6 protein-coding genes are annotated in these 7,756 nt (G+C 33.3%); 1 reads left to right on the top strand and 5 read right to left on the bottom strand.

Features of this window, described 5'->3' with window-relative positions; translation table 11 throughout:
- From WBN21_RS14575 to clpB, 3 genes are all read right to left on the bottom strand, one after another.
- A partial coding sequence (locus WBN21_RS14575; RefSeq protein WP_424201529.1) for a histidine phosphatase family protein occupies positions 1 to 233 on the bottom strand: 233 nt, incomplete at its 3' end.
- Positions 234 to 380: 147 nt separating this feature from the next.
- Positions 381 to 1,130 (bottom strand): deoxyribose-phosphate aldolase, encoded by a 750-nt coding sequence (gene deoC / locus WBN21_RS14570; protein ID WP_424201527.1) that lies wholly within the window; start codon positions 1,128 to 1,130, stop codon positions 381 to 383.
- Positions 1,131 to 1,587: 457 nt separating this feature from the next.
- Positions 1,588 to 4,194: an ATP-dependent chaperone ClpB gene (clpB, locus tag WBN21_RS14565; RefSeq protein WP_424201525.1), complete on the bottom strand. Its 2,607-nt coding sequence runs from the start codon at positions 4,192 to 4,194 to the stop codon at positions 1,588 to 1,590.
- 159 nt (positions 4,195 to 4,353) lie between these two features.
- Between clpB and ytxJ the strand changes: the two genes are divergently transcribed.
- Positions 4,354 to 4,743, top strand: a complete 390-nt coding sequence (gene ytxJ / locus WBN21_RS14560) for a bacillithiol system redox-active protein YtxJ (RefSeq protein ID WP_424201523.1) — start codon at positions 4,354 to 4,356, stop codon at positions 4,741 to 4,743.
- A gap of 55 nt (positions 4,744 to 4,798) precedes the next feature.
- Here ytxJ and WBN21_RS14555 read toward each other — a convergent pair whose 3' ends face one another.
- Positions 4,799 to 5,974 carry a hypothetical protein gene (locus WBN21_RS14555; protein WP_424201521.1) on the bottom strand — a complete coding sequence of 392 codons (1,176 nt, stop codon included), beginning with the start codon at positions 5,972 to 5,974 and terminating at the stop codon, positions 4,799 to 4,801.
- Positions 5,975 to 6,449: 475 nt separating this feature from the next.
- Positions 6,450 to 7,733 carry a fumarylacetoacetase gene (gene fahA, locus WBN21_RS14550; protein ID WP_424201519.1) on the bottom strand — a complete coding sequence of 428 codons (1,284 nt, stop codon included), beginning with the start codon at positions 7,731 to 7,733 and terminating at the stop codon, positions 6,450 to 6,452.
- Positions 7,734 to 7,756 lie beyond the last annotated feature (23 nt).

Below are 7,756 nucleotides of genomic sequence, written 5' to 3'. Positions count from 1 at the left end.
GGTTTGGCTGTTTCAATAGTCCTAAAGTAGTTTGTAGAATATACAGCATGAAATTTCACATTTTCTAAAATGGTATTTAAAAGCTTAGCGCGTGAAACACCAGTATCTGTTAATTTCGGATTATCATTATCAGGATTAGACCGATCCTTTTCTGCATGCCGAACAAAATAAAAATGATTTACCTGACTTTCAGTTTCAGAGTTTACCCCTGTTTTATTTTTACAGGAAGACATTAAAACTAGGATCAAAGCAATCAATATATTTCTAAAAACCATAATACGTGATATTGTCAGTTGTGAATTTAAGACTAATAAAATGGAATTAGAAAATTATAGTAAAAAAAGGCATTCAAAAATTAATATAGTGAATGATGTATTTTTTTATTTATTAGTTTCAGCTTTTTTTGATGATTCTTTACTTGAAGTAGGATTCATTTTAGAAACTGTTTCAATATAATCGGTATAAATTTTAGTATTTCTAATTTGCATTTGGTCAGAATTACTTTTTATAACTTTAGAAGTTCCTATTCTGTCAGCTCCAGCATCAATATATTTCAATGCCATATCAAAATCGCCAATACCGCCAGAAGCCTTTATTTTAGCTTTATTTCGAATTGTTTTTTTAATAATTTTAACGGCCGTTAAAGTGGCGCCACTCTTAGAGAAACCTGTGGAAGTTTTTATAAAATCGGCTTTAGCATCTAAGCAAATTTCAGAAGCCTTTATAATTTCATTTTTATTTAATTCAGATATTTCTAGAATCACCTTTAAAGGTGTTTTTCCAATGGCTAATTTTACATCGCTAATATCCTTTAAAACAGACACATAATTTCTGCTTTTTAAATAGCCAAGGTTTATAACCATATCAATTTCATCAGCACCATCCGAAATGGCCTTTTCAGCCTCAAAAACTTTAGCTTCTGTTGACATACTACCTAATGGAAAGCCTACAACTGTAATTACTTTTATTCTTGAACCTTGTAATAGTTCTTTTGCCAAAGCAACATAACAGCTACTTATACAAACGCTATAAAATCCATTTGCTTTTGCAGTATTGCATAATTCAATAATTTCACGTTCGGTTGTTGATGGTTTTAATAACGTATAGTCTATGTATTTGGAAATATCCATATTTTGTTAAGTAGGTTTTTTTGTTATAGATTTAATTCTTGAGGAATGAAAAAAATCAAATTTGATTAAAAAAAATATATGTTAGGGGCATATAGTCATGCTAAATTAAAAATTAAATATGTAAAAATCATTATAAAACTCTAATTTTAGATAAACGGTAACCCATAATATCAATTAACTAGATATACGGTAAAAAAGTATGTTTCGGATGGTTAAACTTATGCTAAATGTGGATTGAGCAAGTTTAAACGCGCTTCAAAAGTACTCGTGTCTATTGATTTATTTACGCTTTCAAACAATTGTATGAAATCTTATTAAACGTTTTAATAAAAAAAGGCAACAATCATCTCATTACAAGATTCATGTTGCCTTTCACCTGCCTGCCGGCAGGCAGGACTAACCAACCAAACTAATAGACTATTTAAAATGTAAATTGTTACAAATAATCTATATTATTTTAAGACTCTTCAATAACTAAGTCACCTTGATTTCTAAATACTAACTTATCATCAAAAGCATCAAGCAGAATGATACTATCTGTTGTCACTTTTCCTGCTAATATTTCTTTACTTAATTCATTTAAAACTTCTTTTTGAATGACACGTTTTACAGGTCTGGCGCCATATTCAGGGTTATAACCTTTTTCAGCTAAATACTGCACCGCTTCTTGTGTTGCGTCAAACGTAATGCCTTGTTGCGCTATCATTTTAGTAACGCCTTTAAGCTGTAAACCAACAATTTCAACAATGTTTTCTTTGCTTAATGGCGTAAACATAATAGTATCATCAATTCTGTTTAAAAACTCTGGACGTACCGTTTGTTTTAATAATGCTAACACATCAACTTTTGCTGCTGCAATTGCAGAATCTATATCTTTTGTAGCCTCAAAACGCTCTTGAATAATCTGACTTCCCATATTTGAGGTCATGATAATAATGGTGTTTTTGAAATCGGCTACGCGACCTTTGTTATCTGTTAAATGCCCTTCGTCTAAAACTTGTAAAAGAATATTGAAAGTATCAGGATGCGCTTTTTCAATTTCATCTAAAAGTACTACAGAATAAGGTTTTCTACGCACAGCTTCGGTTAATTGTCCGCCTTCATCATATCCGACATATCCAGGAGGTGCACCAACTAATCGACTTACCGCATGACGTTCTTGATACTCGCTCATGTCAATTCTAGTTAATGCATTTTCATCATCAAATAGATATTCAGCTAATGCTTTTGCAAGCTCTGTTTTACCAACACCTGTGGTTCCTAAAAATAAGAAGGTTCCAATAGGTTTTTTCGGATTTTGTAAACCTGCACGACTTCGTCTTACGGCATCACTCACGGCAACAATAGCTTCCTCTTGTCCAACTACACGTTTATGCAACTGATCTTCTAATTTTAATAACTTTTCACGATCGCTTTGTAGCATTTTGGTAACAGGAATGCCTGTCCATTTTGCAACAACTTCAGCAATATTATCATAAGTTACTTCTTCTTTAATTAAAGATGTTTCTCCTTGGGCATCAAGTTGTTTTTGAAAAACTTCTAACTGCTCTTGGGCTTCTTTAATTTTTCCATAACGTAATTCGGCTACTTTTCCGTAATCGCCTTCACGTTCGGCCTTTTCAGCTTCAAGCTTAAAGTTTTCAATAGCTTGTTTTGTATTTTGAATATTGTCAACAACTTCTTTTTCAGACTTCCATTTGGCATTAATCTCGTTGCGTTGTTCTTTAATATTTGCTAAATCTGAACGCAATGATTTTAATTTAGCCTCATCTTTCTCTCGTTTAATAGCTTCAATTTCAATCTCCAACTGCATGATTTTTCTATCTAAAACATCTAATTCTTCTGGTTTAGAATTGATTTCCATTCGCAGTTTTGCCGCAGCTTCATCCATTAAATCGATGGCCTTATCTGGTAAAAAACGATTGGTAATATATCGCTGTGATAATTCCACAGCAGCAATAATAGCCTCATCTTTAATACGCACTTTATGGTGTGTTTCATACTTTTCTTTAATCCCACGAAGGATTGAAATAGCACTTTCCGTATCGGGTTCATCAACCATTACTTTTTGAAAACGACGCTCTAAAGCTTTGTCTTTTTCAAAGTATTTTTGGTATTCATCCAAAGTGGTTGCTCCAATAGCACGTAGTTCGCCACGAGCCAATGCAGGTTTTAAAATGTTTGCGGCATCCATAGCGCCTTGTCCGCCACCAGCACCAACCAGGGTGTGGATTTCGTCAATAAATAGAACGACATCGCCATCACTTGTAGTAACTTCTTTGATTACTGCTTTTAAGCGCTCTTCAAACTCACCTTTGTATTTTGCACCCGCAATAAGGGAACCCATATCAAGCGCGAAAATTTGCTTGTCTTTTAAGTTTTCTGGAATGTCTCCATCTATAATTCTATGTGCTAACCCTTCAGCAATGGCGGTTTTACCAGTTCCTGGTTCACCAACAAGGATCGGGTTGTTTTTGGTTCTACGTGATAAAATTTGAAGTATTCTTCGTATTTCTTCATCACGACCAATTACAGGATCTAACTTGCCATCCTTAGCTAACTGATTTAGGTTTTTAGCATATTTATTAAGCGAATTATAAGTTTCTTCTTGACTTTGAGAAGTAACATTTTCGCCTTTTCGTAATTCATCAATAGCAGCGCTAAGACCTTTTTCGGTAACACCTTGGTCTTTTAACATTTGTGCTATTTTGCTATTCGATTTAAAAACAGCAAGAATTAAATGCTCGATAGACACATAGTCATCTTTCATTTTTTTAGCAATAATAGCTGCTTCATTAAGTGTTTTTCCTGCTTCGCGAGATAACATAAGTTCGCCACCAGAAACTTTTGAAAAGCTTTCAATTTGCTTGTTTAATGCTTGTTCTAATATGGAAATGTTAACATTCAACTTTTTTAAAAGGAATGGCAATACATTTTCATCAACTTCAAAAATGCCTTTAAAAATATGTTCATTTTCTATTTGTTGCTGACCGAAACCTTGTGCAATTTGTTGCGCTTGCTGAATGGCTTCCTGCGATTTAATTGTATAATTATTAAGGTTCATAACTTTAATTTTATTTTCTTTATAAGCTATAAGTCAATAATCTTACCAATTGAATTTATAAGACAAAATGTCTCTTGAAGCATGATTATTAGTGACTTTTTGTCGGTTTGTAAGATTTAAAATGTGTTTCGACTTATTAGATGAAGAAAAAAATATACTATGGGATTAATAAATAAACTATTTGGCGGTTCAACTGAACCAAAAGAAGAAAAAGTATTACCGTGGATTCCTTTAAATGAATTAGCGCAATTGGAAATTATAAATAAAAAATCGAGTACTAAAACACAAGTGATTTTTAAACATTCTACACGTTGTGGTATTAGCAGAATGGTTATGAACCAGTTTGTTGAAGCCTATGGTTTAACTGAAAGGGACTTAGATTTATACTATTTAGATTTACTGAATTACCGCGAGGTTTCTAATGAAGTCGGTTACAAATTTCAAATTTTGCACGAATCGCCGCAAATTTTGGTGATTAAAAATGGGGTAGTGGTTGCCCATGCATCTCATGGGACGATTAATGAGGTTGATTTGAATAGATTTGTTTAAGAGAAAAAATAAAAGCACAAAAAAAACTCCCGATTTAATCGAGAGTTTTTTTTGTTTAATTCAAGGTATAAGAATTAATAATATTCTTTAATTGGAGTTTTAAATCTTCTCCGGAATCATAAATCATTTGCTCTTCAGTAGGGAATGGCACGGCACGATTCTCTAAAAATGGCATAAGATCCGAATCTAAAGCTCTACGATCTCCCCTTGAAGTGGCATAAATATGTTCAAAAATAAATTCGCTAGTTACAGGAAATGCATCAACCAATTGATTTGTGTTTAAATTTACATATTCCACATTACCATTTACTTGTGTGGCTTTAAATTGCGTAAATTCATAATATTCACAGCGTACTGTTTTTAAATTATCTATTTTAATGGCGTTACCAAGACTGTCTTTTACAACCTTTCCATTTTCAATTAAATCTTTTTTGCCGTCTGCAATTTGCTTCTCTTTAATTACTTGACGTTCTTTTATTTGCTCTGGCGAAATGTTAATATCCCTTAAGTTTACGCGCATATTATAATCATAGTTTACTTTATCTTCGGGTGTGTTATGATAAACAGCCCAAAAATTATTAAGTCCGTAACTACTAAAATTTAATAAATCGTTTTCCAGTCTTGCTGGAATAATTTTTCGGGTATCATTAATCATATTAACTAAAACAAAATCGGTTCCTTTATTATGTGCAACTTCCATTAGTTGGCGAACATCTTTATAATTAGGGTTTATATTTTCAATGCTTTGCAAATCATTATAAGCTAACCGATAATCTAATTTGTTGCTAGAATTTAATAGACCTTGAGCATTGCTATACATTTGCTCTGACGCCCCATCTTTAAAGCTTATAATTTGAGAAGCGTAATCGTTAAAGTTCAATTTAATTTCGCTTCCATTTACATATAAAGGTAGAAGTGGTTTTATACGCTCTTGTCTATTGTCCAAATCAACATAAGCATCGTAAATGCGAATAAAATTTTCTGGATTATTATCTTTTTTTAGAAAAGCGATATCGTTCAAACCGCGTTCAGTAGCTTTATTAAAAGCTTCCTCAAGCATGATTATAATATCTGCTTTACCTCGTTTATCTTTATTAACACGCAGTTTACTAATGGCATTGGTAATTGCTTGGTCGTAATTTCCAGTATTTACTGCTTTTTCCATTTGCCTGCTTGTACTACAACTAATTATAAAAAGTAGTACTACTGTAGAAAGTAATATTTTTTTCATGGGTCAAAAATTATTGGTTATTTGGTTTACTGTTCAATAGTGGTGCCAAAATACGAACATTACATATGAAATGCTAATAAATCGGATAAAGTGTTAATGTTTTTAATATTTTGTAGATAAAATCCTTCTTTTGTTGAATATTGGTAAGTTTTATTTATGTGAGAACAGATTTCCATAGATGCATAAAAAAACGCCGATTATAAACTAATTTTGGCTGATAAGCTCGCGTTAGGCGTGCCTGCCGGCAGGCAGGGATTGCAGCGACATCCTTTTGTTTTATTGGCTAGTAGAACTACATTTTGGACATGCCATTATTAATTGTAGATTCTTGCCTTCTCAAGAATGACAAGAAACAAAAGACTTGCCTGCCGCTAGGCAGGTACAGCGAAAAGCCCGACCCCGGTAGGGGAACGCCCAAAAACAAAAACGCCCTTAAACAGTAGCTTAAGAGCGTTTTTTATGATAAAATAATATATTATTTCTTTTTGTAAACAGGTAATAATTTGGTTGACACTTTACCAAAACCAATACGCGTACCATCTTTTTCGCAATAACCACGCATAATTACGGTATCGTTATCGTTTATAAATTTACGTTCGGTACCATCTTTTAGTTTAATTGGTTTTTCGCCTTTCCAAGTTAGTTCCAGCATAGAGCCATAACTATCTTCGGTAGGGCCAGAAACGGTACCACTTCCCATCATATCGCCAGAATTTATTGGACAGCCATTAACGGTGTGATGCGCTAATTGCTGTGCCATATTCCAATACATATATTTAAAGTTCGATTTACTTACTACATTTTCCTTCGCGCCTTGAGGCTGAATGGATACTTCAAGATTTATATCGTAACTCTTATTCCCTTTAAACTTTAAATAATCGAGTTGTTTTTTTATAGGTTTTGGGCCTTGTACACGGTATGGTTCTAAGGCATCTAAAGTTACAATCCAAGGCGAAATAGAAGTCGCAAAGTTTTTTGCTAAAAATGGCCCTAAAGGTGCATATTCCCATTTTTGAATATCGCGGGCACTCCAATCATTAAGTAATACTAATCCGAAAATATATTCTTCAGCTTCAGCAATAGGGATAGATTCTCCTAAATCGTTAGCATCTGTAGTAATAAAAGCCATTTCTAACTCAAAATCCACCAATTTACTTGGCCCAAAAACGGGTTCAGTAGCACCATTTGGTAATGTTTGACCTTGTGGTCTGTGAATTGGAATTCCCGAAGGAATTATTGAACTACTTCTGCCATGATACCCAACCGGAATGTGCAACCAGTTTGGCAGTAAGGCATTTTCGGGATCTCTAAACATGGAACCTACATTCGTAGCATGTTCCATACTTGAGTAAAAATCAGTATAATCGCCAACATGCACAGGTAGTTGCATTTCAATTTCGTCCAAACGAAATAAAATAGTTTCCTTATGTTGCTTGTTATTTTTTAATGAATCATTATTAGCATCAAAAATTTTAGCAATTCTATTTCTTACGGCTCGCCATGTTTTTCTTCCATCAGCAATAAAATCATTTAATGTGTCTTGAAGAAAAATATCATCTGTAAGTGGTATACCCTCAAAATAACCTAATTGATGTAAAGCACCAAGGTCAATGGCTGTATCTCCAATACGAGTCCCGATGGTTATAATATCATCGCGCGTTAAAAAAACGCCAAAAGGAATATTTTGAATAGGAAAGTCTGAATTTTTATCAACGTGTAACCACGAAGCTCTATCAGGATTGTTAGCGGATAATGGCATAACTTTAGTTTAATTAATGTTAA

The organism is Algibacter sp. (genome assembly GCF_049667265.1).
In the GTDB taxonomy this organism is placed as follows: Bacteria; Bacteroidota; Bacteroidia; order Flavobacteriales; family Flavobacteriaceae; genus Algibacter_B.
Note: the sequence above shows the minus strand (reverse complement) of the source record. Positions and strands in the feature narration are given on the sequence as shown.